General features: G+C 60.5%; 20 protein-coding genes and 1 tRNA gene. 10 read left to right on the top strand and 11 right to left on the bottom strand.

Annotated elements, in window-relative coordinates:
* Nucleotides 1-55: 55 nt before the first annotated feature.
* A complete protein-coding gene (locus tag ED21_RS11320; protein ID WP_034922463.1) occupies nucleotides 56-856 on the bottom strand; it encodes a DUF1134 domain-containing protein in 801 nt (266 codons plus the stop codon).
* Between the two features lie 229 nt (nucleotides 857-1085).
* Between ED21_RS11320 and ED21_RS11315 the strand changes: the two genes are divergently transcribed.
* Nucleotides 1086-1177 (top strand) — tRNA-Ser (locus ED21_RS11315).
* A gap of 684 nt (nucleotides 1178-1861) precedes the next feature.
* Nucleotides 1862-2683, top strand: a complete 822-nt coding sequence (locus ED21_RS14810; protein WP_006834040.1) for a mechanosensitive ion channel domain-containing protein — start codon at nucleotides 1862-1864, stop codon at nucleotides 2681-2683.
* A gap of 220 nt (nucleotides 2684-2903) precedes the next feature.
* On the opposite strand, the gene ED21_RS11305 is transcribed toward ED21_RS14810, so the two are convergent.
* Nucleotides 2904-3482 carry a fasciclin domain-containing protein gene (locus ED21_RS11305; RefSeq protein ID WP_006834039.1) on the bottom strand — a complete coding sequence of 193 codons (579 nt, stop codon included), beginning with the start codon at nucleotides 3480-3482 and terminating at the stop codon, nucleotides 2904-2906.
* Between the two features lie 633 nt (nucleotides 3483-4115).
* On the opposite strand from ED21_RS11305, the gene ED21_RS11295 reads away from it, so the two are divergent.
* The 5 genes from ED21_RS11295 to ED21_RS11275 all read left to right on the top strand — a co-directional run bounded on the left by ED21_RS11295 (nucleotide 4116) and on the right by ED21_RS11275 (nucleotide 8203).
* Nucleotides 4116-4940, top strand: a complete 825-nt coding sequence (locus ED21_RS11295) for a hypothetical protein (protein WP_006834037.1) — start codon at nucleotides 4116-4118, stop codon at nucleotides 4938-4940.
* A 96-nt stretch (nucleotides 4941-5036) separates the two neighbouring features.
* A complete protein-coding gene (locus tag ED21_RS15440; protein ID WP_156787447.1) occupies nucleotides 5037-5843 on the top strand; it encodes a hypothetical protein in 807 nt (268 codons plus the stop codon).
* A gap of 457 nt (nucleotides 5844-6300) precedes the next feature.
* The gene (locus tag ED21_RS14805; protein ID WP_006834035.1) at nucleotides 6301-7035 is read left to right on the top strand and encodes a hypothetical protein; all 735 of its coding nucleotides are present in this window, start codon (nucleotides 6301-6303) and stop codon (nucleotides 7033-7035) included.
* 66 nt (nucleotides 7036-7101) lie between these two features.
* Nucleotides 7102-7548 carry a CHRD domain-containing protein gene (locus ED21_RS15175; protein WP_083800441.1) on the top strand — a complete coding sequence of 149 codons (447 nt, stop codon included), beginning with the start codon at nucleotides 7102-7104 and terminating at the stop codon, nucleotides 7546-7548.
* 310 nt (nucleotides 7549-7858) lie between these two features.
* Nucleotides 7859-8203 (top strand): hypothetical protein, encoded by a 345-nt coding sequence (locus tag ED21_RS11275; RefSeq protein WP_006834033.1) that lies wholly within the window; start codon nucleotides 7859-7861, stop codon nucleotides 8201-8203.
* Nucleotides 8204-8378: 175 nt separating this feature from the next.
* On the opposite strand, the gene ED21_RS14800 is transcribed toward ED21_RS11275, so the two are convergent.
* The gene (locus ED21_RS14800) at nucleotides 8379-9089 is read right to left on the bottom strand and encodes an anti-sigma factor (RefSeq protein ID WP_006834032.1); all 711 of its coding nucleotides are present in this window, start codon (nucleotides 9087-9089) and stop codon (nucleotides 8379-8381) included.
* A complete protein-coding gene (locus tag ED21_RS11265; protein WP_034922364.1) occupies nucleotides 9086-9538 on the bottom strand; it encodes an RNA polymerase sigma factor in 453 nt (150 codons plus the stop codon). Before ED21_RS11265 ends, ED21_RS14800 begins: the two co-directional genes overlap by 4 nt.
* Before the next feature lie 120 nt (nucleotides 9539-9658).
* Here ED21_RS11265 and ED21_RS11260 point away from each other — a divergent pair, with 120 nt between their 5' ends.
* From ED21_RS11260 to ED21_RS11250, 3 genes are all read left to right on the top strand, one after another.
* Nucleotides 9659-10879 (top strand): S8 family serine peptidase, encoded by a 1221-nt coding sequence (locus tag ED21_RS11260; protein ID WP_034922361.1) that lies wholly within the window; start codon nucleotides 9659-9661, stop codon nucleotides 10877-10879.
* A 112-nt stretch (nucleotides 10880-10991) separates the two neighbouring features.
* Complete coding sequence (locus ED21_RS11255) at nucleotides 10992-11852, top strand: hypothetical protein (protein WP_006834029.1); 861 nt, start codon at nucleotides 10992-10994, stop codon at nucleotides 11850-11852.
* Nucleotides 11853-12573: 721 nt separating this feature from the next.
* The gene (locus ED21_RS11250; RefSeq protein WP_006834028.1) at nucleotides 12574-13695 is read left to right on the top strand and encodes a L,D-transpeptidase; all 1122 of its coding nucleotides are present in this window, start codon (nucleotides 12574-12576) and stop codon (nucleotides 13693-13695) included.
* Between the two features lie 104 nt (nucleotides 13696-13799).
* On the opposite strand, the gene ED21_RS14795 is transcribed toward ED21_RS11250, so the two are convergent.
* From ED21_RS14795 to ED21_RS11215, 7 genes are all read right to left on the bottom strand, one after another.
* Entirely contained in the window at nucleotides 13800-15326 is a 1527-nt protein-coding gene (locus ED21_RS14795; RefSeq protein ID WP_006834027.1) for an HWE histidine kinase domain-containing protein, read from the bottom strand.
* Nucleotides 15327-15509: 183 nt separating this feature from the next.
* Entirely contained in the window at nucleotides 15510-16757 is a 1248-nt protein-coding gene (locus ED21_RS11240) for a site-specific integrase (protein WP_006834026.1), read from the bottom strand.
* 321 nt (nucleotides 16758-17078) lie between these two features.
* On the bottom strand, nucleotides 17079-19076 hold the full coding sequence (locus tag ED21_RS11235) for a TonB-dependent siderophore receptor (protein WP_006834025.1): 1998 nt from the start codon (nucleotides 19074-19076) through the stop codon (nucleotides 17079-17081).
* Nucleotides 19077-19188: 112 nt separating this feature from the next.
* On the bottom strand, nucleotides 19189-19407 hold the full coding sequence (locus tag ED21_RS15435) for a hypothetical protein (protein ID WP_156787445.1): 219 nt from the start codon (nucleotides 19405-19407) through the stop codon (nucleotides 19189-19191).
* A gap of 164 nt (nucleotides 19408-19571) precedes the next feature.
* A complete protein-coding gene (locus tag ED21_RS14790) occupies nucleotides 19572-21875 on the bottom strand; it encodes a M10 family metallopeptidase C-terminal domain-containing protein (protein ID WP_006834023.1) in 2304 nt (767 codons plus the stop codon).
* A gap of 171 nt (nucleotides 21876-22046) precedes the next feature.
* Nucleotides 22047-23402, bottom strand: a complete 1356-nt coding sequence (locus tag ED21_RS11220) for an HlyD family type I secretion periplasmic adaptor subunit (RefSeq protein WP_006834022.1) — start codon at nucleotides 23400-23402, stop codon at nucleotides 22047-22049.
* The gene (locus ED21_RS11215) at nucleotides 23399-25120 is read right to left on the bottom strand and encodes a type I secretion system permease/ATPase (protein WP_006834021.1); all 1722 of its coding nucleotides are present in this window, start codon (nucleotides 25118-25120) and stop codon (nucleotides 23399-23401) included. Before ED21_RS11215 ends, ED21_RS11220 begins: the two co-directional genes overlap by 4 nt.

Below are 25120 nucleotides of genomic sequence, written 5' to 3'. Positions count from 1 at the left end.
GCAACCTCAAACGCGGTTGCGGCCCCTCAAATGGCGCTTGTTTTCGTATGCCGGACTAGAACGGCAGCCACTTCTGCTTCTTGGAGAACTTCATGTAGCCCGCGTTGACGCCGAGGCGCAGGCCCGCGCCGACGCGGATCGGGATCAGTACGACATCGCCCTTGCGCACATAGCTCGCGTTGAGGCCGCCCACCGCATAGGCCGTGCCTTCGGCGGCGGGGAAGCGTTCGTAGAGCTCTTCGGTGTCGTAAAGGTTGTAGACGAGGACAAAGGTGCTGCCCGCATTGGCGCCCGCGTCGAACCCGACCGAGGGGCCGGTCCAGTAGACGGGCATCTCGCCCTCGATCCTATGGAACAGCGTGCCCGAACCGTAGCGCGCGCCGATCACGAAGGCGCCGCCTGCCTCGCGCCCGACGATGTAGCCGTTGGGTTCGCCCTGGTCCTTGAGGAGCTTGCGGATCATCTTGGCGACACCTTCCGCGCCCTTGCCGAAGACGCCTTCGGCCGCCCCGATGAGGTCGTCCTCGCGATAGGTCGTGGCGGAGGGATCGACCGTAGCGACTTCGGTCGTCTCGCCGGTTGCGACGTCGGCTTCCGCCTCGGTCTCGTTCCACTGCGGCTGCGCATCCGCCTGCGCCTCGGCCTCCCAGCCGAAGCCGGGTTCGCTTTCGGCAGCCGGAGGGGCGCTGTCGTCCACCGGGGGAAGCTCGCTGCCGCCCGGCTGTTCCAGATCGCCATCGATCGGCGCGTCCCAGGCCGCGTCGGGGTCGACACTTTCGACCTGCGCGGCAAGCGGGGTCACGGCCAGCGAGAAGGCAGCCATCAGGCCGCTAGCGAATTTGGTGAAGGTGTTCATTTCGATCCCTTTGTCCGGCGTCGGGGGCAGGCGCGCAGGGCGCTGCACCGCAAACAGAATCCCATTCGAGCACCCGCGCAATGAAAGGGCGATGAACCGAATCCGAAATGCGTCGAAACGAGTCTGCGCGGCGGCAGGCGAACTGAATTGGAAAGCGCCCGATTTCTTCCTTGAAGGGTGCCCAAGTGCTGGCTATAGGGCGCCCCTCGCAGCCGATGGCCAGCGATGCGGAGACGTGGGTGAGTGGCTGAAACCAGCTCCCTGCTAAGGAGCCATACCTGGTAACGGGTATCGAGGGTTCGAATCCCTCCGTCTCCGCCACTTGTCTTTGATTTTACTGAAGAAAATCAAGAGAGCTGGTTATGTTACCAAAACCGCTCCCCTATAGACGCACCGCTTAGCCATCCATTCAGATTGTTGTCTGCCTATGGCGCGGTACGGCCCGGTTCCGAGGAAGTCGCCCCCGGGCGTCAAGGCACTAGGCGTGCAGTGACATGTGCTTCTGATTGGGACCCATTAGTTCGGTGCCCCTATTGGGAGGAACGGCCGCTCTTGGGATCGCTGATCGACAATCGGAATGACCGAAACTGGGGCGCAAAGCGGAATAAGACAAAGACATTGTACGGTGAGTCAATCACCGGTCTTACTTCGCGATCGGGAATACCGCCGTGCTTCTTGAGATAGGCATCTAGGGTGTCCAGACTTCCGTTCCGAAGATCGGTCGTGACGATCAAGGGATGGGCCGGTAACCTGTCCCTTTTTTCTACGCCCGCAAAGCTCTTAAACTTTTTGGCAGCAACGCTTCTGACGACAAACGGACGAACGGACTTCCTTTTTATATCCAACTCATTGCCTCGATCCTGTCCAATTTGAACTGCCCTGCTTCTAGTCCTCTTACCTCTTATGAACGCGTCCACTGCAGACAAGTGTTGCTGTGTCGATCAGTCAGGCCGTCATCGGATAGATCCACAATTGCGCTAAAAAGCGAGCTCCAACGGAGAAAAAATGAACTTCGAGATTCCTTCCGCCTTCTACACATCCGATGCGTTTGCGTCGGTTTCGCTTCTTCTGGTCCTGCTCGCCGCAAGGCTGATCGCGGGTCGGACGTTACGGCGTCGCGATGATCTCACCGAGCAGGTAGCCCGGCGTTGGACGGCGAACTTCCGTAATTTGCTCCTCCTGATCGCGGTCATAGGTCTGGTCATGATCTGGGCGCCGCAGTTGCGAACCTTCGCCCTGTCGCTCACGGCGGTAGCAGTCGCGATCGTCGTAGCGACCAAGGAACTCATTCTCTGTCTTTCAGGCGCTGCTCTGCGCACCTTTACCAGAGCTTTCTCGGTCGGGGACATGATCGAGATCGGCACGACCAAAGGCGAGGTTCTCGACCTCAATCTGTTGGCGACACGATTGCAAGAATTCGAAAGCCGGGAGGGATCGATCATGCCCACGGGTCGGATGGTCACTTTGCCATACAGCCTGCTGTTCAGCTCCCCGGCGAAAGTTCTTCCCCACGGTGGAAGGGACGTCGATCACGCCTTTGAAATGACCTTCGAACCCGACGTGGACGTGTTCTCCTTGCGTGAACAGCTCATGCAAGCTGCCGAAGAGGCGCTGGCTCAAACTAGCGGAAGTGAGGAATGCACAGGTCCCACCGAAGGACAAGCTTCGCGTTGCGACATCAACTTCGGAACGAGCGAGATCGGCAAATATCGCCTCGGGATCGTGCTGACGGGATCATTGCGAGATCCGCGAAGCGCCGAAAACGCGGTTGCTTGTGCGATCGGCTCCTTGTTCCATTCGCAGAGAAAGAACACGAGGAGCTCATAGGCAGAGATTGTTTGTTTCCGGGTCGTTAGCTGCTGGACCGCTCTTGGCACCGTCCTAGCTCGGCAAATCAGTCACGAAGTGGGTGGGAAGACGACAATCCGCCATAGGTCGAGGTTGTGCCGGGAAAACACGAGAAATGCCAAGATTGTGGTCCGACCTGAAATCGAAAGGCCGCGCCCTCTGCAAACGCGGCCATGGAGTCGGGCTACCGTGCTGAAGCTCAGCTACGAGGCATCAGAACACCGCTGATGGAATGGATAATGCCATTCGAATTCAGGATGTCTGCATTTTCTACATAAGCGGATGCTCCGGTTGCATCTGTGATCTTCACCTTATTGCCCTCCAGAGTCGCCCTGAGCTGCGTCCCTTGCACGGTCGTAAGCGTGGCGGTTCCGCCGCCGCTCCGGATGCGCTGCGTTAAATCTCCCGCGGAGAAGCGCCCCGGAACGACATGATACGTCAAAACGCCGCGCAGCATTTCGCGATTGGATGCTTGCGTGAGCGCATTTACAGTTTGCGACGGTACGCGATCAAAAGCCGCGTCAGTTGGTGCAAAAACAGTGAACGGGCCATCTCCCGAGAGGGTTTCGACCAACCCGGCGCTCTTGACGAGGCTTTCCAGGGTGGTGTGGTTGGGCGAGTCGACGATCGTCTCCACAATGTTAACCGAAATCATCGCGGGGTCGTTTGCCATAGAGTCGGCAGCGGCGGCGCCGTCGTAAGCATCGTTGCCATAGGTTGTGCAGGCGGTAGTGGCGAGTGCGGCAGCAAGTGAAAGGGTAGCGACTGTCTTCTTCATAAGAACACTCCTGATTGACGGTGAATGTTGTCACCTGATCAAGGGTGAGCGGCCCTTTTCGTTCCGAAAAACTGGACGCTCCTTTTCCTAGCCAGCTCCCGGGGGCGCTCGGGCTTTTAATCGTGAACAACCAAGTGAGAGAGCTCCGCATGTACAGAGCATCGGGCCAAGCTGAGTTGGGCGAGCGCTTTGCAGTGTCTCTCCCGGCACTGCTTTGCAGTGTCTCTCCCGGCACTCAATCCAATTGAAAACGGGAAGCACGATCAATCTCTCTCTTTGGCGTTCCGAATTGCAGCACTTTTTAGCAGCCGCTCGAAGCTATATTCGACAGCCAGTCGTCTGGACCCTAGCGCCCACGTTGAGCTACGGTCACATGAGCACGCCCGACGTCACGTTGGTCTGGGATGTCGCGATATGGCTGAAATTGGGTCGTTCCCCGCCCGACCGGTCCTTGTTCATCGCTAGCTCGACGAAGATGAGTGACGACAAATACGGCAGGGGTTCGTTTGCGCCGCCTGTACGAGACGTTGAGATTTTTTGGACTTCGATGGATTAATCGCCGCAGTCCACCCGTTTTCCCTTCAAGCGGATGCACCGACGCCCTTTGCATCCGCAAATAGAAAGGAACCGACCATGAAGACTCTCGTGCTTACCGCTTCGGCGCTTACCCTGATTGCAGCTCCTGCCCACGCCCAACTGCTTGGAGGCGGCGGCCCGGCGGGCGTTACTGGGTCGCTTAACGGCAAGATCGATTCCACTGTTCGTGCACCGACGGAAACCGTGCGTTCGACGACCCGCGGCACGCTCCGCGCCGATGCCGCCACGCGCGGCAGCCAAAATGTTGACCGAGAAAATGGCAGCGTTGCCATCGACCGCAGCGCGGACACAAGCCTAGATGCAACCACCAGCCAACTGCTCGACACGCCTGGCGGCCAGGCGTCTGGCAATGCCTCGGGCTCTGCCGATGCCGCGGGTTCGGGTAGCGCCAATGCTCAGTTGATCAGCACCGATGCTGTGACCGGCACAGTACGTGGAACAGCTTCAACAGTGGGCAACGTCGCGACCTCCGCCGCCAGCTCAGCCCGCCAGCGCGCTTCTGGCGCAACTGGCCAAGCTGGCAGCATTGCCGCTTCAGCTAGCGGTGTGGCTGCTGGCGCAGGCATGATCGACAGCGGCGTCTTCGCCCTTTCAGGCAGCGGCGCAGCGCAAGGCGAAGGTTCCTTTGCCGTAGCCCCGGGCATGCCGGTCCAGCTCCCGTCGGGCGAGCACCTCGGCACCGTGCGCGACATTGTCGCCACCCGCAGCGGCGAGGTGCGCCAACTGGTCGTCGAGACCAAAGACGGTCTCACGACCATTCTAGCCGGAAATCTGACGGCTAGCGGCACCCTTCTCATCGCAGGTCAGGCCGGCGGCTCAGCTTCCAGCGAGGCTGCCGCAGACGCGAGCGGCACTGAATAAGCAGCCGCCACGAAGAAGCGAAGGCCGGATCGCCTCAAAAGGTGACCCGGCCTTTTCGCCAAGCCTGCACACGAAGTTTCAGACAAAGGGATCGCCATGCGGAACGCAATACTAACTCTCATCTCAATTAGCCTGGGCGTCCCAGCAGCCGCTCAAGAGGCAGAAGTAGCGCCAAATACTGAAGAGGTCTCTGAAACGGATGTTACCTTGTTGGCTGGCGCCAAGTATGCCTCCGGGAATGTAAATGGCCAAGGCTATGAAACCGTTTCCCTGAGCACTGGAATCTCTGCACGTTCCGGTCGTTTCTCTCTTGCCACTTTTATCCCATATGTGGTCACAACAGCGCCCGAGGAGCTCATCGTCAGCAATGGCGGCGTGCTTGGCACACCGCTTCTCTCTCAGCCATCTACGCAGTCTCGCGAGGTTACCCGAGAAGGTATCGGTGATCTCATCCTGCAGGGCGGATACGCATTCCCAATAGGAAGTTTTGACGCGTTTGTCGCCGGCCACGTGAAGGTTCCTACCGCTTCTCGAGAAAAAGCCTTGGGAACAGGCGAGCTCGATTATGGAGTGAGCGGTCAAGTCTCGCGGCGAACTGGGCGGACCGTTCCCTTCGCTTCTGCCAGTTACACGGTCGTTGGCGAACTCGAAGGCTTCGATGTCCAAAACACCGTAGCCGGACGCGTGGGCAGTCATTTCCTTCTGAGCAACACGAGTTCGGTTACAGCATCCTATAGTTACGAGCAATCGGCCACCGCCAATGTCGAAGACCATCAATCACTCGGTGTAGGTTTGGACACCAGCCTTTCCACTCGCATTCGCTTGGGTGTCGATGCCCGCGCCGGATTGTCCAGCGATGCTCCAGACGCTCGTCTCGGGCTCAGGATCGGAATTGGATTTTGACCGGCAGCTTTCGAGACCACAGAGCTACCATCTGAATGTCCGAAATCAGAGCAACTAGAGGACATGGAGACAAGATTTAGTGATGGTCCGCATCCGGGTCGTGAGCTGACCGTCCGCTAGTGGCACAGCGCCAGCTCGGTGAAGGCGTCGCGAACTAGGGTGGGATGCGGTCACTGAGGAAGTGTCTTTAACGAAGCCAACAAAACAGGCGACGGTGCGCGATGCCTCCCGTGAAACCGAGAGAATCGACAGCTGCGAGTGCCTGCAAAAGAAGTCCGGAGATCAACCGAGCCCCTCCCGCTAGAAATTAAGCGCGGCCATGCCAAACAGGGGGCAGCCATATTCAGCCTGAACCGTTAGCCCTCAATCATACCCACGCATCCCATCGGGAAAGATGGAACCCGAAATGTCACGATTCGTTCATCTTTCAGAAAGAAATAGATCGAGGAGACGAGAAATGGCGGGATTCGAACAGTCTGAAAGTAACGCGGAAATTTTGAGCACTACGGATGCACCGGCCTTATTGAGCCGCGTTTCATGGGGCGCAATCTTTTCTGGAACGGTCATCGCGCTGGGATTGATCGCGCTTTTGGGAATGCTAGGTACTGCTTTCGGATTCCGTGCAATTGACCCCCAACAAGGTTCTGCTTTCGATGGCGTAGGAATTGGTGCCGGTATTTGGTGGGTCGTCACCAGTATAATTGCGCTGGCTGTGGGAGGCTATGTAGCCGGCCATCTGTCGGGCATCCCTGAAAAGCGCTCCGCAAACGCCCATGGCGCCAGCGTCTGGGGTCTTCTGACGATTGTCATGCTCTGGTTTTCTGCGAGCACAGCTGGTTCCGTAGCCAACACAGCGATGGGCGCTGTGTCAGGTGCTGCTGAGGCGGCAGCCACTGCCGCGCGGACTGGTACTGAAGCCGTGCTCGAGCCGGGCGGTGTGTCCCGTGAAGAGGCGATGAATCGTGCCGAAGAAGCAGTCGATGCGGTAGAAGGCGAGATCGCAAGCGTGGACGAAGAGCAGCTTCGCGCACAAGCAGGACAAACTGCCGAGAATGCGCTGGACGCACTCTCTGCAGCTAGCTGGTACGCGTTTTTTGCCTCGCTGCTCTCATTAGTGGCTGCGGTAGTCGCAGCCGGCGTAGGTGCACCGAATAGGACATTTATGACTGCACGCGAAAAGATCGACCTCTAGGGCGCACCACTTGCGCGCGCGGTCAGATGACCGACAAGTCCATTATTTTAAACAAGGGGAACGCTAATGATTATTCGCAGCCTTACGTCGCTGGCCGCCCTGTCTTCCCTCGCTGCTTGCTCGACAATTGATAGCGACACCGTCGGGTTCGTGGAAGCAACCTATGACGCGGAATTGAACGGTGCATCAGTTGTGGGAACAGGCGACCCAGACGGAACTGCGGTAGCCCAGGTGACCGTTACCCGCGACACGGATGCGGTCTGCTATAATGTTTGGAACGTCCGCAATATCGGTGCCGCTACTGGCGCGCATATCCATCGCGGTGTGGCAGGTCAGAATGGGCCTGTGGTAGCCGCTTTGGAGGGTGCTGAAGGGCAAGGCTGGAACGGCTGTGTCGAGCGCACTGGTCTCGCCGACGAAATTCTGACTTCTGGACCGCAGCAATATTACGTCCAAGTCCATACGTCGGATTATCCTAATGGCGCGATCCGCGGCCAACTGAGTATTGATTGAGGCCACGCTTCGGTCGACAGAAGCTGGAGCGCGAACATTACTTTACGATGACCGCTATCGGGTCGTTAGCTGCCTGTCCGCTTTTGGCAGAGCGCCCGCTCGGTAAATCAGTCAGGAACTGGGTGGGGTGCGGATAATTCGGCTAATGCGCTTATCGAAATGCGGCGAGCATTTGCGCTCCATAAGGAGCGGCCCCCTGTTCTTGCCGTTGCGCATAAAAAATGTGCCAGCGGATGGATTAAGCGGTCACGTCCGTCCGTTTTCCTTTCAAGCCGGTCGCAGGGGCGCCCGGCCGCAAAAGGAGAACGTCATGAAATTCACCGCTACCCTGCCGATGATCGTCCTCGGCCTTGCCACTGCCGCGACAGCCGCGGTCCCCATGCTGCATGAAGAAAAATACGCCCGCGACCAAGAGGCGCAGATCATTTCCAGCCCGATCGCCGGGATCGAGAACCGCTTCTGGTTCGACTACCGCATCGACATCACCGAAGCACAGAAAGAGCTCACGAGCGACCTTCGCCGCGCCTCGGACATCGAAGACCTGCGCGATGCGTGGGAAGAATATGGTCACGAACTCAAGGGCGAGCGCGAGCACTACATCAAGGAAATGGCCGAACGTGGCTATCGCTACGGCCAGGTGATCGTGGTCGAATAATCCCCTGACGAACTCCCGCGGTCTCGCGTGTTCCTGCACGAGACCGACCCTCTAGGAAGGATCGGTCGTCCCGCCGGTCCTTCCTTTTTCGTGCCTGCGGCGATAGACCCGCAAAAGTAAGGCCGCGATCCCGTTGGGGAGCGCGGCCTTGCCTGGGGGAGGGTGGGAACCGGTCCTAGCGCCAGCCCGCTTCGCGGGCGGCCGCTTCTGCTTCGGCATCGAGTGCAGGACCTGCGGCGAGTTCCTGTGCGATCGCGAGGATCTCGCCATCGCCGGCTCCAGCCATACTGTATTCGGTTTCCGATGCTTCGCTGCCTTCCCCGAGTGCTTCCAGTTTCCAGCCAGCCTCGTCGCGGCAGGCGATGCCGCCACCTTCCGAGCCACTGAAGGCCCGGCAGAATTCGGCGTCAGCATTGCGGAAGCTCAGCAGGATACGCGTATCGGCATCTCGCTGCTGCTCGGCGACCAGTGTCTGGTCGAGCGCAGAAGCGAGCTCGGTATCGGCATAGCCTTCGGGTCCTTCACCGCCGCGCGGCAAGAAGACGGCGATGGCGAGGGATGCAGCGAGGGCAGGACCAGCAATCCAGCCCCAGCGCGGTATCTTGCGCTTCTCATCGCGGCGCTCTTTTGCTGCGGCGAAATTGACGACTTCTGCCGGAGCTTCGGTCTTTGCAGTCGGCTGCAGCATTGCCGCAAGCTGCTCAGGGACCGGTTCTTCGGCGATCGGCTCGAAATGGCCCTTGAGCATCGTCTTGAGCGCGCGATGTTTGGCAACCTCTTCCATCAATGCGGAATCGGCAGCGACTGCGGCTGCCACTTCAGTCTCGCGCTCACCCGAGAGCTGACCGTCGGCAAAAGCCGCGAGTTCTTCGCTGGTGATGCTCATGTTGTTTCTCCCAGGAAGCCCATCAACGCGTCGCGCCCGCGTACGAGACGCGAGTTCAGTGTCCCCACGGGGCAGCCCACGATTTCGGCGGCCTCCTTATATGCGTAGCCTTCGACCATAACGAGCAGCACGGCTTCGCGCTGGTCTTCGGGCAATTTCTGCATGGCGCGGTCGATGTTGGACAATTCCACTGCCGATTCCTGTGCGCCGTCACCGCCGACGCCTGCGCCGGCTTCTTCGGCCACGAATGTCTCGCGGCTTCGCGTAACCTTGCGGCCCTCATCGATCCAGATATTGCGCATGATCCGGTACATCCAGCTGTCGAGCCGCGTGCCCTCGGCCCATTTGGACCGGTTGGACAGGGCGCGCTCGATCGTCATCTGGCAAAGATCGTCACCGTCGGACGGATTGCCAGCGAGCCCGACTGCAAAACGGCGCAGCCGGGGCATCAAGGCCAACAAGTCGGACTCGAACGATGTGCTCAGTGTCTTTGCCTTCCAGGGATTAAACGGATGACCCGATGCGTTTCATCCATGCTTAATGCGTTTTAGTGGAGTAGCGACAGAGCCATGCGTCCCTTTTTCCTCATTTGTGCGCTTTTTGCGCTGCTAGCCGCCCCCTTGGCTGCGCAGGTTTCGCTGCCTCGCGTCGGTGTGCCCGATGTTGGCGGGGTGCTCGACCAGGCCGATGACACCCTCGAGCGGAGCACGCGTGAGATCGAACGGCAGGTCGAAAAGCTCGCGCGCGACCGGCTTCGGCGGATTGATCGCCTCGTGAGGCGGAACAGCGATGCAATCGAGCTCGACGTAAGCGGGGCGCCCGCGCGTCGGGGTGAATTGCTGGTCATGGATGCGCCGGAGGAGGCGCTGGAGCGCGCGAGCCAGAGCGGCTTCACGGTTCTTTCTCGCGAAAATATCGAGGGGTTGGACTTCGCTGTCGTGCGGCTCGGGGTTCCGGAAGGCATGAGCCTCTCCGAGGGCCAAAAGGAATTGCGCGGCCTCCTTCCCGGTGCCGAAATTTCCGCCGACAATTTGCATTTTCAATCTGGCAATGCGGGTGTGGCAATAGTTGCGCTCTCAGCTTCTTCGACCAGTTCCGCAGGGGCGCCGGTCGGCATGATCGATGGTGCTCCCAGTTCTGCGGTCAAGGTCTCCGAAATCCGCGGATTTGCGAAAGGAGCTCCCTATCCGAGTAATCACGGTAGTGCGGTCGCATCGCTTCTGGCCTACGCAGGTGCCGGGCCTATCCGCGTCGCCGATGTCTATGGAACGGACAAGGCGGGCGGAAATGCCCTCGCCATTGCCAAGGGGCTCGGCTGGCTGGTCGCGCGGGGCAGCAAGGTGGTAACGATCAGTCTTGTGGGACCGCGCAATTCGGTTCTGGGCCGTTCCATCGCTGCGGCGCAGAGCAAGGGTACGGTCGTGGTCGCGGCGGTCGGTAACGACGGCCCTGCATCGCCGCCATCCTATCCCGCTTCCTACACGGGCGTGGTGGCCGTCACTGCGGTCGATGGCAAGCGGCGGCCGCTGATCGAGGCGGGGCGCGCGCTCCATCTCGATTACGCGGCCCCGGGTGCCGACATCTATGGCCGAAACGCGAAGGGGCGCCGGGTCGAACTGCGTGGAACTTCCTTCGCCACCCCCCTCGTCGCCGCGCGCACCTCGCAAGCAATCGCGCGAGGACGCAGCTGGCGCAGTGCGCTCGACAGCGAAGCCGAAGACCTTGGCGCAAAGGGGCATGACGAGATCTTTGGGCGCGGCCTTGTTTGCGCCTCCTGCACGGGGCGCTGACAAGTTTTTCGAGTTTTCTTGGATTAAGCGAAACCCCTCGCCCGTTTTCCTTTCAAGCGGATGCAGAAAGCGAAGATTTCGCATTCGCTAGAAAGCTAGAAAGGGAAACAGAATGAAACATCTCATGCTCGCCGCTTCGGCACTCACCCTTATGGCGGCTCCCGCACATGCCCAGATTCTGGGCGGTGGCGGCCTCGGCGGCGTGACCGGCACGATCAACAGCACGGTCGACACGACGCTGCGCAGCTCGACCGATCGTATCCGCTCGACCACTCGCGGTGCCGCTCGTGGCAACGCTTCGACCAGTGGCGATCAGAATGTGAATCGCGATAGCGGTGAAGTCTCGATCAACCGCTCGCTTGACGCCGGACTTGACGCGACGACCAGCCAGCTGCTCGAAACGCCGAACGGTATGGTTACGAGCGACGCATCGGGTTCAAGCAGTGCCTCGGGTTCGGGTGGCGCGAATGCCCAGCTGATCGGTACCGATGCGGTTCGCAGCGCCGCCGGTGACACCGTGGGCCGTGCCCGCAACGGAGTGTCCACCGTCCGCAATCTAGCTACCCCTGCAGTCGGCGCAGCACGCGAACGTGGCTCCGGTCTTACTGGACAGGCCGGGAGTGTCGCAGGAGCAGCCAGAGGTACCGCTTCGGGTGCAGGCTCGCTCGATAACGGCATGCTCGAAGTTGTTGGCAGCGGGGCGGCGGATGGAGAAGGCGCCTTTGCCGTCGCTCCTGAAACGCCGGTCAACCTCCCCTCTGGCGAGCAGCTGGGCAATGTCCGCGACATCGTTGCGACGCGCAGGGGCGAGATCCGCGAGCTGGTCGTCAACACCCGCGAGGGCCCCACCACAACCCCCGCTGACAATCTCACCGGTAGCGGGAGCGCGCTGATCACCGGTGAGGGAAGCGGATCGGCTTCCAGCGGCGATGAAGTCTCGCCGGAACCCGCGTCGGATGAGATCGCCGAGTAAGGGATCGACAAGGACTGGGGTCGCTGTACCCTAATTGGGTCGGGCCGTCTTCGGGCAGTCCGGCCCTTGTCGATTTGTCTGCAATCGGGTTGTTAGCTGCCCGTCTGCTCCTAGCGCATCGGTAGCTCGGTGAAAGCTTCACAAAATGGGGCCATAGCAGTCTGTCCGGTAATGGTGGCTTGGGCGCTTAAAGCCGACATACGGCTAACGACCCGATTGCGGACTCTGTTAACTGCGATTTCCCCGGTAGAGGCATCTCTGAAATTGTAGCAACCGACTCTCTGATCACGGGCTTTGATTAAATCAAACAGCAGCCAAATGGCGGCCCGCCCATTGCTGTTTTTGCGAATTCAAATCTTCTCGCCGAGTTCACCTTCCACCTCGCCTTTGAGGTTTTGCGCTTCCCCCTTGCGTTCCGGAACGCGCCCTTCAGCGCGGGTTTCTGGTCGTCAGAATGCTGCTTCGCTTCATTCGCTATCCCTTTGGTTTTGTCCTTCATCTCCCCCCTTTAGTAATCTCCTTATGCGGCGCGACCAACACGGTCGTCCTGCCAAAAGAACCGGTTTAGATGTTCCGGGCCGGACCCATGGTTTGGCCATTCAGCAGGTGACGCTAGCATCGAGCTAGCCTTGTTCTTATTCTGAGCAATTCACCCGCTAGTAACCGTTGCGGTCGGGGGAACCGCAGCGGAACACCCCGCAGGGGACGTCGTTCTTTGGGCATGAAAAACATTCTTCTAGCATCGCTCGCTGCACCGATCCTCGCGCTCGCCTCCTGCGGCGATGGATCGACTAAGGAGGCTAACGCCGCCATATCTCAGACCGATTACCCGAGTGACCGTTCTTCCCCCGATGGTTCGGCAAACGAAGACGAATTCGCCGCCAATTTCACCGACCGGGAGGGTTATGACGACGAGAAATCGGCCAGCCAGGAGGAGGCCAGCCAGCAGGACGGGCGGTTCTCGCTGACCCTCCCCGAAAACGTTACCTCTTCGATGCTGGGGGATCGCTCGAAGAAGCTGATCGCTATTCAGGTTATGCTCGACAAGAGCAGACACTCTCCGGGCGTTATCGATGGAAGGATGGGTGGCAATACCGAGCGCGCGATCGAATATTATCGCAAAGCGTATGGCCTGCCCCCCGGGACCGGCGTAGACAGTGAACTGCTTGCCTCATTGATGGACAACCACGGAGGTGACATCTTCCGCACCTACACGATCACCGAAAAGGACGTGTCGCGCCAGTTCTACGAAATTCCGGAAGAATTTCCCGAAATGGCTGAAATGAAAAAGTTGGGATACCGCGATGCCAAAGAGATGCTGGCCGAGCGTTTCCACATGGACCAAGATTTCCTGTCCGCACTCAATCCCGGCGCCAATTTTTCCGAGGCAGGAACCCAGCTTGTAATCGTCAGCCACGGCGACAACGCGCTCGATGCGGACATCGCTAAGATCGAGGTTCGCAAAGGTGAGAACACCGTGGCGGGACTCGACGAAGCGGGTAATGTCGTAGTCAGCTATCCCGCGACCATCGGAAGTTCGGACTTTCCCAGCCCCAGCGGACAGATGGAAGTGGCGGCGATCGCGCCTGCTCCGAATTACACTTTCGATCCGGACGACCAGCAATGGGGGCCGGACAAGACTTTCATCATCCCTCCCGGCCCTAACAATCCCGTCGGCGGCACCTGGATCGATCTCGGCAAGGAAGGTTACGGCATTCACGGATCGCCCGATCCGCAAATGGTCGCCAAGCGCGCTAGTCATGGATGTGTGCGGCTCACCAATTGGGATGCCGCCGCCTTCGCCAAGGCCGTGACGACGGGAACGCCGGTCGAGTTTATCTGAGCGGGGCTGGCAAAGCGCTAGGAGCAGACCGGCAGCAAACGACCCGACTAGGGCCATTCACAGCTAGAGGAGTTCGCTGGAAAACGCTCTGGGTTGGTCGCCGCTCATTGTTGCACGGGAGCCTCCGTAAATAGCTTTGGAGCGGGTCCGACGAACCGACACACTAAGCCCTCGGGACGGTAGTCCAGCGTAATTGAACCCCCTAAATCCGAGGCGAGGCCCTTCTCGAGCAAACTGCTGCCGAAACCCTTTCGGGTAGGTGGCTTGACAGTCGGTCCGCCGCTTTCCGTCCAGCTAAAAAAGAAGCTCTCGCGCATTTCATCGAGGCCCCATTCGATGTCGACCTGACCATCTGCATCTGAGAAAGCTCCGTATTTCATTGAGTTTGTGCACATCTCGTGAACTGCGAGGGAAATTGTGACGGCATCGCGCGAAGAGACAGGGACTTCTGGGCCGCAAATCGAGACTTTCTTCGAATCTACGCCCGAGCCGGCAATTGATCCCTCAATTAATTGCTGCAGAGAAGTCCCGTGAATGTTTTTCGAGATTAGTAAATCTTGCGCTCTTGCGATCGCTACCAAACGCCCTTGAAGAATGTTTTGCGCTTCCTGAAGCGTCGCTGCGGACCGAAAAGTCTGATGCGCGACGGCCTGAACAACCGCTATGATGTTTTTCATCCTATGGTTTAACTCATGAAGGAGCAGCGTTTCATGGTCGTGCGTCCGCAAGCGTTCAAACACGCGGCCCACTTGTTCGCCAAGAGCTTGGACAAGCATTAGCGTCGCTGGATCAGGTTGGACGGGCGACTGGGAGAAAAACTCGAGGATTGCGACAATACGTCCACCGCTTTTCAGCGGAAAGCCGAATGCTCCTCTGAACCCGCAGTCTTTGCGTACGAAATTATCTTCCGCAGCCGTGTCCGTTACCCATTGCGCCTCCCCGCATTGGAGGATCGTTCCTGGGAGCCCCACTCCCGGTGTGAACTCTATATCTTCCGTCAAGGCACGGAGCTGATCCGCCATGCCCGATTGCATTTCAAACCAGACGCCCGAGGAACGTGCGGTTTTCTGATTACCCACTGGGACAACAAAAGCGTGCCCAACAGGCCATGTGGTTATCTCGCAAATGGCGCCCAGCGCTTTCCGCAATGCGTCGTTAAATGACTCCGAGTCAGCCGCCATGCTGGCCACCTCGAACAAAAGTCGGTTAGTAACAGCTTCGCGTTCGACCTTCTGTTCCACCTCGCGACGCTTCGCTATGTCCCTGATGAATCCGACATAGACCTCACCAGCCGACGTCGGAGCGGTGGTAATGGAAAGTTCGACCGGAAACTCACGCCCATCGCGATGAAGCGCAGAAATCTCGATCCGGCGATTGATCACGTGAGGCTCTCCTCCCGCAGCAAGCCGCAATAGTCCTTCTTGATGCGCCTCTCGGTGTTCGGGAGGAACAACCAACTGGCCGAGACTCCGTCCGAGGGCCTCATCGGCAGTCCAGCCGAATGTAGCTTCCGCCACGCTGTTCCATCCGGTAACCAAGCCATGCCCCGTCATGACCACGACGGCGTCGAGCGCAGTTGCGAGCACGCCCTCAAGCGTCGGATCTAACGTAACTTGTGAATTGCATCTCATAGCGGTCCTATAGCCAGGAACCGAAATACCAAAAAGCCATTCGCCCTAACCCTTTAAGCGGAAGCTGCCGTCATGCTCGCGCCGATGATGAAAGGCGAGGTGTGAGACACGTTTATGACACGCGGACAAAGGCTTTCGTTAGCATATGCTCGAACCGTCCGCTATCCTCCCCAACTTCAGACATTAGGCAATGTCCGCTTTTCTGATGGGCGTCACATGGTCATCAGCCCTACCCTCCTGCGCGCAATAAGTGGCCCAATCCTCCATAAGCCGCCGCCGCTTGTTGAGCAGGTCGCCGCGCCGATAGGCCCGCTCGACCTTGCTCTCGATCGTGTGGGCGAGGGCCATCTCGGCCACGTCATGCGCAAGGCCGGTGCATTCGGCTGCCCAATCACGGAAGCCCGAACGGAAGCCGTGCACGGTCGCTTCAACCTTCATGCGACGCATGAGCATCGTCATGGCCATACCGGACAGCTTGCCGCCCTTCGCGCCGGGAAACAGGTAGACACCGCCAAGCGGCTGGAGGCTTTCGAGGATGGAAACGGCGCGCGGGGATAGCGGCACGCGGTGCTCTTTCGCCGCCTTCATGCGGTTAGCTGGGATCGTCCAGATTGCCTTGTCCAGATCGACCTCGGTCCAAGTCGCGCCAATCACTTCGCCAGAGCGCGCAGCGGTAAGGATCGTAAATTCCAGTGCTAGTGCCGCCACTGCCTCCCGCTTGTGCAGAGCGCGGACGAAGGGCGGAATTTCCTGATAAGGCAGCGCCTTGTGATGGCCGCGCGAGAGTCGGGTGCGCGCGGGGAGGATTTGCGCAAGGTGCCCCCGCCAGCGCGCTGGGTTCTCCCCTTGGCTGTAGCCGCGCGCCTTGGCGCTATCGAGCACGGTTTCAATCCGCCCGCGAATGCGGCTGGCAGTTTCGGCCTTCCCTTTCCAGATTGGTTCGAGGATTTTGAGCACATGCGCAGTTTCGACTTCGGCAACCGGCAAATCCCCGATCACCGGATAAACATAAGTGTTGAGCGTGTTGCGCCATTGCTGGCGATGCTTGGAGTTGCGCCAGCTTTCCTCATTCGCAGCGATGTAGGCCGCTGCGACGTCCTTGAACGTGGTTCCGGCCACCTTGGCAGCCTGAGCCGCCGCAAGCACCTGAGCGGCTTGCCTGTCCCTTTCTTGCAGCGGATCGATACCGGCCTTGACCTTCACTCGAAGCGCCGCCGCCTTGTCGCGCGCATCGGAAAGAGACATGCCGCCTTGACCAGCCGCGCCAAGACCAACGTCCCGCGACTTTCCGTTGAGCATGAAGCGATAAACCCATGATCGCGCGCCGGTCGGCTTCACCAGCAGATGTAGTCCGCTACCATCGGCATGCCGTCCAGGCTTGGCGTTCTTCACCGCGAGAGGCGTAAGCGCATTGTGAAGCTTCGTCGGCATTTCGCCTCCTTGTGCGGGAATCAAACCTGCCAGCGCACTGCCACATTAGCGGAAACAACAGCCGTTCCCATAACCGTTCCCCGATAATAGCGGGGTTTTATGGGAACGCAATCGAACGCATTTGAACGACGAAAGAAGCGAAGGCGCGGAAGCTAACGGGTTTTCTTCGGCTTCGCGGATGAATCAGAACTCATTAGGAGGGCAGTTCGGCGGACTCCGTCTCCGCCATTGCCTGCTTGATGCAGGCCGTGATGCACTCCTCCACCGCGCGGATCGACCACAGGGTGCGACGCCTACGCTAGACCCGGCCGTTCCCTCCGGCTAGAGCCCGAAACGCACTCCCGCCCAGAGCGTGCGCGGGGTGCCGAGGTCGACCGATCCGCCCTGGTTGCGGGTGACGATGGTCGCGTCGGTCAGGTTCTCGCCCCGTAAGACAATCGAGAAACGCGTCGTGACGGGAATACGGGCAAATGCGTCCAGCGTGGTGACAGCAGGCAGCACGTCACTTTCCAGATCGTCCTCGTACTGCTTGCCCACACGGCGCAGGGTAAGGGCGACGAGGCCGCTTTGTGAAAAACTGTACCGCACCGAGGCCGAACCGACCCAAGCGGGTGTCTGCGAGGGGCGGTTGCCGTCAAAGGCTGCCCCTTCCTGTAGAGCGCGGGCGTCCGTGTAAGCGAGCGAGCCGTCGAAACCCCATGATCCCATCCCGATGCGCGTCGTCGCCTCGATACCGCGCGCGTGGATCGCCTCGATATTGCGTCGCTGGCGGGTGACGGGATCGAGCGTCACATTGGCGACGGCATCCCTGACTCTGTTGTCGAAGGCGGTGAGCCCGATCCGGATGACCTCATGCGGCGCTACGTCGAGCCCGACCTCGAACCCTTCCAGGCGTTCGTTCTCCAGCGCGTCGTTGGCCAGCGTCGTCACCGGAAATACCACGAAGGGCCGGTAGAGCTCGTTCAGCGTGGGCAGGCGCAGGCCCATATAGGCGGCGGCGCGCAGGGAGATGCCCGCTCCTGCCTCGTACAAGGCGCCGCCGCGGAAGGAAGGCTCCCACCCCGACCGATCGGCGAAACTATCCTCGGCGAGCAGCGCCCCCTCGGGGTCGCGCGCGATATAGAAGCCGTCGCGGATCGTATAGCGGTCGAGCCGTGCACCCGCGGTCAGTGTGAGTGCGCCCAGCAGGAAGTCGTTTTCGGCGAACAGTCCGAGATCCGTATTCGTGCCGCCCGCGTTGCGCCGTTCGCGCACCTCGCCGGTGAAGGCGCTGAGCGCGGTTTCATAGAGTTCGCCCTCGCTGCGTCGGTAATCGAGGCCCAGCCGCAAGACATGCGCCTCGCCCACCGGAGGCCGCAATTCGATCTTCCCGCCGAGACCTGTCGAAGGCGTCGCCCGCTGGTCAAGCACGGGCACGAAACGGGTCGAGCTGATGACGACATTGGTGAAGTTCCGGGCCTGCAGATAGGCGAGCGCGTCGAACTCCCACGTACCCCGGCCCACCAGCCGAAGGCTCGCATCCTGCCCGCTGCTCGAACTGTCGGCGCCCGCGAAGCGCAGGGTCCGCCGGTCGTCATAGACAAGGCCGCGCGCCTGCAACTCGATCGTGTCGCCAATCGGGGCAACGCCTCGCGCTTCGACCGACCAGCTGTCGTAAGCGGCGCGGACGGTCGCATCGACACGGTCGGCTTCCGGCGTCGTGTAGAAGCCCTTCCCGCGGTCCCAGCGCGCCGAAACGACACCGAATCCGGAACCGAGATCGCCGGCAAGGTGCGCGCTGCTCTCGCTTTCGCCGCGCCCGTTGACATAGACATGGCCGCCGTAGGGACCCAGGGTACGGGCATCGGCACTGGCAAGCTCAATAGTGCCAGCCAAGGCGCCTGCACCGAAGGGCCCGGAACCGCCGCCGCGCGTGACCCGCGCGCTCGAAAGCCGCTCTGGCGCGATGGCTGGATAGGGAATGAAACCGAAAAAGGGATCGGCCATCGGCACGCCGTCGAGGAGGACCAGCGCGCGGCTTGTCGCGTTTCCACCCAAGGCGCGGAGGGTGGCGCCCTGTGCGCTGGGGTTCGACGAGCGACTGTCCGAGCGGCGAAATTGCTGGAAACCAGCTACCGTCGACAGCGCGTCCTCGATGCGCCCCGAACCCGTGCCGAGGATGACCTCGCGGTCGATGACTTGCGTATCGTAGGCAGGTGCAGCGGGCGTCGTTTCGAGTCCCTCGCCCGTCACCACAATAATGGGCGTATCGTCTTGCTCGACGGGATCGTCCTGCGCTGCAAGGTTCGCTGGCAGCAGCGCAAGAGCGGCAGCGTTCAAGCACAGGGTTGCGCGATGTGGCGGAACGATGGCGATAAAGCGGCTCCCGAGTTTGCCTCGCCCTGTTCGCGTGTCTGTGGGACATCGTCAAGCGGTCACGTGTGCCCAAGCATCAGGGTGCTTCACGCTCCAGATAGTCACGCAGCGAGCGGGCCAAATAATTCCAGGTGTCGAGCCCTATCGGCCTATCCATGACCACTTCGCCCATCTTGGCTATGACCGCGCCGTCCTCGCCCCGCAAGGTAACTATGGCCTCACCGGTCTGGCGCGCTTCCAACTCTATGGCGTGGATCGCATCGCCATCCGTGTCGCGCACAATCCGGGTGAACATCTGGCATAATCGCCCGTGGCCTTCCCCCGCCAACGCCTCCCCAACTAGGTGGCATGGGACATCGCGATTCGCCATCTCAGTTCTTCCTGCTGCGGCAACAGAGCTTGGTTGCAAGAGGCCGGCCATTGCAAGAAGGGCCACCGTCGCTGCGATGCGCGCCCTCATTAGGCGAAGAGCGGATCGGCCCCACTCAGAGGCTCCGCACCCGAGGCAAAGGGCGGAGGTGCGGCATTCCCGAAAGCTTCGAACGACTGCGCGCTGAGCGCCGTGCCGGGCGTAATTTGTGCAAAGAGCACGGGCGCGAGTGCACCGTTGCCATCGGCGTCGTAAAACAGTTTGCCGGTCGAGGACTGGTACAAAATGCGGTCGTCCGCATCCAGCGCCTGCGTGCCATAACGAAACGCGCCGAGATCGAGAGACCCCAGCTTGTCGATCGTGCCGAACAGCAGGCTGCGATCGAGGCCTATCTTGTCGCCCTCCTGAAAGTCGGTGATGGTATCGACGTTACCCGCGCCGTAATCGCCGAAGACAAAAAGATCGTTGCCGGCACCACCGGTCAGCAGGTCGTTGCCGGCCCGACCGGCGATACGATCGTCGCCGGCGCCTCCGAAGAGTTCGTCGTCGCCGTCACCACCCACGAGGAGGTCGTCCTCGCTCGCGCCATAAAGGCGGTCGTCGCCGTCGGCACCATAGATCGTGTCGCGACCGGCCTCGCCATAGACGAGATCGTTGCCGCTGCCGGCAATGACGGTGTCGAGACCGTCGCCGGCAAGGATTATGTCGTCGCCATCGCCGCCGAGCAGCGTGTCGCTGGCCCATTCGCCCTTGATGACGTCGTTTCCTGCCCCGGCATCGAGGTAGTCCTCGCCGCCGCCGCCGCGCAGAAGATCCGCTCCAGCACCGCCGTCGAGCGTGTCGTCGCCCGCGTCGCCGAAGAGGCCGTCGTTGCCATTACCGCCCGTCAGCGTGTCGTTACCCGGACCGCCGAACAGGTAGTCCCAGCTCGCCCCGCCATCGATCGTATCGTTTCCGGCTTCACCGCGAAGCGTATCGTTTCCGGCGCTTCCGACAAGCGTGTCGTTCCCATCTCCGCCCCAGAGAATGTCGGCCAAGATGCCACCATCAATCACGTCGTCGCCACCATTGCCCCAGAGCACATTGGTCACATCGTTACCGATCAGCTGGTCGGCGCCCGATCCGCCAATTGCGTCCTCGAGAATGACGCCTCGCGCAATTGCTACGTTGCCTATGTTCCCGCCTACGCTGGAGTACATCTCGGGACGCAGATCGATCACCTGGTCAGCTGCGAACCCGCTATAGTCGAGCGTGTCGTGCCCGCCGCTATCGTAGATAGTGTAAGCGATATCCGGATAGAGTGTCGCATTAAAGACCGCATCTATACCTACACTGTTAAACCCATAGATGTCGTCGCCAGTGCGGGTCGAAGGCGCGCCATACAAATTCTGGATAGCAACGATATCGGCCAGCATCGGCGTCCCGACATAGACCGAATTAAAACCTTGCTGCGAGAAATACGTGTTCTCGGACTGATCGAAATAGCTCATCACCGTCGTTGCCCAGCTATCGTTGAGATAGGTGGCATCGTTGGCATAGCTCGCAGCACCGTTGTAGTTTCCGGCATGCCCCAGTCCGAGTGCGTGACCGATTTCATGGAGATAGGTCTGGAAGGTATAACTGCCGAGCGTCGAGCCATATTGCGCGTACCAGGCCGCACTGACGTTTACAGTCGAACTTACAATGCCTCCGTTGCCGAATTGGACGGAAGATTGCGCGAATGCCCCTTCCTCGCTGTTCTGAAAAATCAAATTGGCAGGAGACGATCCACTGGATGCGGGTGAGAAATCGATGTCAGCCACTGTCGCCCAATATTGCATAGCTTCGAGGGCGAGACGTTCCTCTCCCTGGCTCAGTCCGACAAACTCGTAGAAGATCGGCTGTGTGAAGGCGCGTTCGTTGCCGCCCCAGTAGCCACTCGTAAGTTGGTTGGCGATCTGATCCAGGCTGTACAGCTCCAGCGGCTGCGCTTCGGACACGCTAAGAGTATATTCACCGATGCTCTGGCCGTTCCAGGAATTGGCCTCGATATAATAGGTGCCGGTTCTGTCTGCCGTTAGCCTCATCAGCGAATTGAGATCTGTACCGCCGTCGTCGTTTTCCGCGATGAGTCGGCCGGCCCCATCGCGAACACGCAGATATGTGTCCTCAACGGGACCAGCGCCGCTACCCGAAAGGGAAATAGAAACGGTTTGACCTGCGGTCAGGTCGATCCGGAACCAATCGCTGTCGCCGATGACCTCGAGTTCACCGACTACTGTCTGGCCAACAGAAATGGTTGCGGAAGTAGTTGCGTCACCAGGAATGTCACCTTCGGCAGCGCTGACCCCAACGGAGGCGGCGAATGTTGCCGCCTCGCCGTGCGAAGCGACAATCAAGCGCTTTGCGACCAAGTCATTGCCATCGGAGTGGCATGCCGAGCAGCCGCAACCATTTGTAGCCCAATCCATCCCAACCTCAGTAAATCTCGCATTTTCCGAACAGGTCCATGCGACCGCTTCCTTCGGAGCATCTATATCACACGGCAATTGCCGTCCGATTAACTGCGCCAACTCGACGCCGCCCTATTCCCGGAAGGCTGTCTCGCTCAAGCGCGTTATGGGTGTGAGGATGTATTGCAGCACTGTACGCTTGTCACCGAGCAGGCTGACGTCGGCGACCATGCCCGGCCCGATCGCAAGCTCCATGCCATTGGGCCCCTCGATCGCGCTTTGCTGCGTGGTTACCCGGACTAGATAGTAGATCTCGCCCGATTGCGGGTCCTGGATTGAGTCGGGAGAAATGGTCGATACCTCGCCTTCCAGCGCGCCATAGACCGTCTGATCATAGGCGGTAACACCGACTTTGGCCTTCTGCCCGATACGCACGTTGCCGATGTCCTGCGGAGAAATGCGCGCTTCGACAAGCAGGCTATCCTCCTGCGCAACCAGTTCGACCAGCGGTTCACCCGGATTGACCGCGCTTCCGCGGGTCGTGACGAGTACCCGGCTGACTTTACCGCCAACCGGTGCGCGCAGTGTGGTGCGCTGAAAACGTTCCTGCAGTGCGGGCAGTGTACTTGCCCGCGCTTCGTATTCCGCCTGCGCGCCGGCCAGTTCGCTGGCGGCCTGTTCGCGCCAATCCTGCCGGATACGCGCAAGATTGGCGCCAGCTTCGGCTACTTGCGCCTGTGTGCGTCCGAGCGCGGCCCGTGCGCCGGCCAGATCGCTTCGTGCTGATGCGGCATCGCTCTCCGCCCGCGTGAGGCTCATGCGCGGCTCGATACCGTTTTCGACAAGCGGACGGATGGCCGCCAGTTCGCTTTCGGTTCGGGTGAGCGTACTTTGGCGCGAAGCAATCGCCGCTTCGGCCTCCGCAACGCTCTGACGCGATCGCTGGAGCTGCGCCTGTCCGGCGGAAAGCGCGCTGCTAAGGTTCGCCTGGCGCGAGGCGTAGAGCGCTTTTTCGATCTCGAGCTGGCGTGCGGCCTCATCGTTTGCCGGGGCAGGGTAACGCGGCGAGCGCCCGGTCACTTCGGCGGTGAGTCGCGCGACCTTCATGTCCAGCGCTAGCGCGGTTGCCTCGGTACTGCCGAGACTCGCACCGGTTTCGGTGGGATCGAGGCGCAGAAGCGGCTGGCCGGCAATAACCTCATCGCCGGGACGCACGAGGATCTCCTCCAGCACGCCGCCCTCGAGACTGGAAACGACCTGCAATTCGCTACTCGCAATAACGCGCCCCATGCCGCGCACAGTGCGATCGATCTCGGCCCAGGCGGCCCAGCCGATGATCAGAACGAAAAAGGCGACGATGCCCCAGAAGAGGAACTTGGACGCCTTGCCCGGTTCGATATCGTCGACGAAATCCTCGAGGTGGCGTTCGTGCTCTTCTTCCTCGATCGTGATCGGCTGGTCGCCCTGGTGTTCGGCAAGCGAGTTCATGGCTGCTTGTTCCCTTCGGCCAGCTTCTTCAGGACCGCGTCCCGCGGCCCGTCGGCCACGACCTTGCCGCGGTCCATGATGATGATCCGGTCGACCAGCTGCAGCAACGGCTGGCGATGGGTCACCACCACCAGCGTGTGGTCCTTGAGCTCGTCCTTGAGGCGATTGATCAGGTCCGCTTCGGTCTGCGCATCCATCGCGCTCGACGGTTCGTCCATCACCACGATGCGCGGCTTGCCAGCCAGCGCGCGGGCGATGGCGATCGACTGGCGCTGGCCGCCCGAAAGCCCTTCGCCGCGGTCGACCAATTTGAGGTCATAGCCGTTGGAAATGCGCGAAACGAAGAGGTCGGTGCCCGAAACACGGCTGGCACGCAGCATTTCCTCGTCGTCGATATAGGGGCGTTCGAGGACGATATTCTCGCGGATCGAGCCGGAAAACAGCGCCGGTTCCTGCAACACCGAACCGATCTGCGCGCGCATCGAATAGGGATCGAACTGGGCAAGGTCGACACCGTCGACCAGCACCATCCCTTCCTGCGGTGGATAGAGGCCGAGCATCATGCGTGCGATGGTCGACTTGCCCGATCCGACACGACCGAGCAGCGCAACCTTTTGGCCCGGCTCGATCTTGAGGTTCACATTGTCCAGCGCCGGGGCCGAACCGCCCGGATAGGCGAAAGTCACGCCGCGCAACTCGATGGCGCCTGCGGTCGCGCCCATCTCGAGCGGTTCGCTCTCCGGCCCCTCGACCGGCTGCTCCATCAACTGGCGGACATGGCGATAGGCGGTGCGCGTGGCGGTGATGCGGCCGACCAGCTGCGATATCTGCGCCAGCGGCGCGATGGCGCGTCCGGCGAGGATCGAGCAGGCAATAAGGCCGCCCAACGTCAACTTGTTATCGGCTACCATGAAGACGCCGACAATCACCACACCGGCGTAGCTGATCATGCCCGCGCTTGTCGCGAAGGTCGTCCCCACCGACGAGATCAGACGCTGCCGCAGATTGCTGTGGGCGTGCTCGCGAACCGCTTCCTTCCAGCGTCGCTTGAGCATGCGATCGGCGCCTGCGACCTTAACATGCTCGATGCTGCCGACGGTCTCGATCAGCACCGACTGCTTGGCGAGGCCCTGCCCCATAGTCGTTGCTGCGATGCGTTGTAGGGCAGGCTGCGCGGCGAGGCCGACCAGGATCACCAGCGGCACCATGGCGGCGGGAACGGCGACCACCCAGCCGCCGATCATCGCCACCACGGCCAGCGTGATCAGGATGAAGGGCACGTCGACCACTGCCACGAGCGTGGCCGAGGCGAAGAAATCGCGAATGGTTTCCAGCTCGCGCATCATGCCGGTGAGCGCGCCGGTCGATCCCTGCCGCAGTTCGAGGCGCATGGCCGTGAGGCGCGCGAAGACATCCTCGCCAATTTCCTCGTCGATCTTGGCACCGGCGAAGTCGACGAAATAGGCGCGCAGCAACTTGAGAATGAAATCGAACAGCAGGATGATGCCTAGACCGATCGAAAGCGCGAGCAGCGAACCATAGGCCGCGTTGGGAACCACCCTGTCGTAGACCGTCATGGTGAACAGGGCGCTCGCGAGGCCGAACAAGTTGATCAGCACGGCCGCCACGGCGACCTTGGAATAGGTCCGCCAGTTGCGCCTGATCGGATCGGCGAGCCAGTCGGCGATCCGTTTCTTAGGGATTTCGACGAGCGACAT

The organism is Erythrobacter sp. SD-21 (assembly GCF_000181515.1).
GTDB lineage: Bacteria > Pseudomonadota > Alphaproteobacteria > Sphingomonadales > Sphingomonadaceae > Qipengyuania.
The sequence above is the reverse complement of the archived record's forward strand: the minus strand, read 5'-3'. Positions and strand labels throughout refer to the sequence as shown.

Excerpts from the sequence above, each read along its gene's own strand:
- ED21_RS11320 (WP_034922463.1), bottom strand. The coding sequence starts at position 856 with ATGAACACCTTCACCAAATTCGCTAGCGGCCTGATGGCTGCCTTCTCG.
- ED21_RS14810 (WP_006834040.1), top strand. The coding sequence starts at position 1,862 with ATGAACTTCGAGATTCCTTCCGCCTTCTACACATCCGATGCGTTTGCG.
- ED21_RS11305 (WP_006834039.1), bottom strand. The coding sequence starts at position 3,482 with ATGAAGAAGACAGTCGCTACCCTTTCACTTGCTGCCGCACTCGCCACT.
- ED21_RS11295 (WP_006834037.1), top strand. The coding sequence starts at position 4,116 with ATGAAGACTCTCGTGCTTACCGCTTCGGCGCTTACCCTGATTGCAGCT.
- ED21_RS15440 (WP_156787447.1), top strand. The coding sequence starts at position 5,037 with ATGCGGAACGCAATACTAACTCTCATCTCAATTAGCCTGGGCGTCCCA.
- ED21_RS14805 (WP_006834035.1), top strand. The coding sequence starts at position 6,301 with ATGGCGGGATTCGAACAGTCTGAAAGTAACGCGGAAATTTTGAGCACT.
- ED21_RS15175 (WP_083800441.1), top strand. The coding sequence starts at position 7,102 with ATGATTATTCGCAGCCTTACGTCGCTGGCCGCCCTGTCTTCCCTCGCT.
- ED21_RS11275 (WP_006834033.1), top strand. The coding sequence starts at position 7,859 with ATGAAATTCACCGCTACCCTGCCGATGATCGTCCTCGGCCTTGCCACT.
- ED21_RS14800 (WP_006834032.1), bottom strand. The coding sequence starts at position 9,089 with ATGAGCATCACCAGCGAAGAACTCGCGGCTTTTGCCGACGGTCAGCTC.
- ED21_RS11265 (WP_034922364.1), bottom strand. The coding sequence starts at position 9,538 with ATGCCCCGGCTGCGCCGTTTTGCAGTCGGGCTCGCTGGCAATCCGTCC.
- ED21_RS11260 (WP_034922361.1), top strand. The coding sequence starts at position 9,659 with ATGCGTCCCTTTTTCCTCATTTGTGCGCTTTTTGCGCTGCTAGCCGCC.
- ED21_RS11255 (WP_006834029.1), top strand. The coding sequence starts at position 10,992 with ATGAAACATCTCATGCTCGCCGCTTCGGCACTCACCCTTATGGCGGCT.
- ED21_RS11250 (WP_006834028.1), top strand. The coding sequence starts at position 12,574 with ATGAAAAACATTCTTCTAGCATCGCTCGCTGCACCGATCCTCGCGCTC.
- ED21_RS14795 (WP_006834027.1), bottom strand. The coding sequence starts at position 15,326 with ATGAGATGCAATTCACAAGTTACGTTAGATCCGACGCTTGAGGGCGTG.
- ED21_RS11240 (WP_006834026.1), bottom strand. The coding sequence starts at position 16,757 with ATGCCGACGAAGCTTCACAATGCGCTTACGCCTCTCGCGGTGAAGAAC.
- ED21_RS15435 (WP_156787445.1), bottom strand. The coding sequence starts at position 19,407 with ATGTTCACCCGGATTGTGCGCGACACGGATGGCGATGCGATCCACGCC.
- ED21_RS11220 (WP_006834022.1), bottom strand. The coding sequence starts at position 23,402 with ATGAACTCGCTTGCCGAACACCAGGGCGACCAGCCGATCACGATCGAG.
- ED21_RS11215 (WP_006834021.1), bottom strand. The coding sequence starts at position 25,120 with ATGTCGCTCGTCGAAATCCCTAAGAAACGGATCGCCGACTGGCTCGCC.